This is a genomic window from Mesorhizobium sp. M7A.F.Ca.CA.002.04.1.1 (genome assembly GCF_004022805.1).
GTDB lineage: Bacteria > Pseudomonadota > Alphaproteobacteria > Rhizobiales > Rhizobiaceae > Mesorhizobium > Mesorhizobium ciceri.
This window is the reverse complement of record NZ_RZPL01001307.1, coordinates 1-478: the sequence shown is the minus strand read 5'-3', so window position 1 is coordinate 478 and position 478 is coordinate 1. Positions and strand designations below refer to the sequence as shown.

The window sequence follows — 478 nt, the reverse complement described above, 5'->3', positions numbered from 1 at the left end:
CTCCATCGGACATGCGGGCAGAACCTTGGGTCGCCGTGCCCGCGCTTGCTCGCCTGGCGGCCCGCGAAGGCGCGACGATCATCGAGAATTGCGCGGCACGTATGCTCGACATCTCCGCGGGACGCATCAGTGGCGTCTGGACCGAGAAAGGGCTCATCGCGGCCTCGAGCGTCCTCGTCGCCAGCGGCGCGTGGACGTCGCTGTTCCTGCGCGCCCACGGCATCTCGATTCCGCAGCTCAGCGTCAGGGCGACTGTCGCTGCGACAGCGCCGATGGCGGAAATCCACGCCGGTGCCGCCGCGGACGAACGCATCGCTTTCCGGCGCAGGCAGGATGGCGGGTACACGCTCGCATCGGGAGGCAGCAGCCAACTCTACATAGGGCCGGACGCATTTCGCCATGCAGGCAAATATGTCAGCGCCCTGAAGGCCAATCCGTTCGGCACACGCTACCTGCCGGCCGCGCCGCGAGGCTACCC

At 68.0% G+C, this 478-nt stretch carries 1 protein-coding gene; it reads left to right on the top strand.

The genetic code is table 11. From position 1 onward, the window contains the following. Positions 1 to 478: FAD-dependent oxidoreductase (locus ENZ75_RS33930; protein WP_164888288.1), on the top strand; the 478-nt coding region annotated here is incomplete at both ends.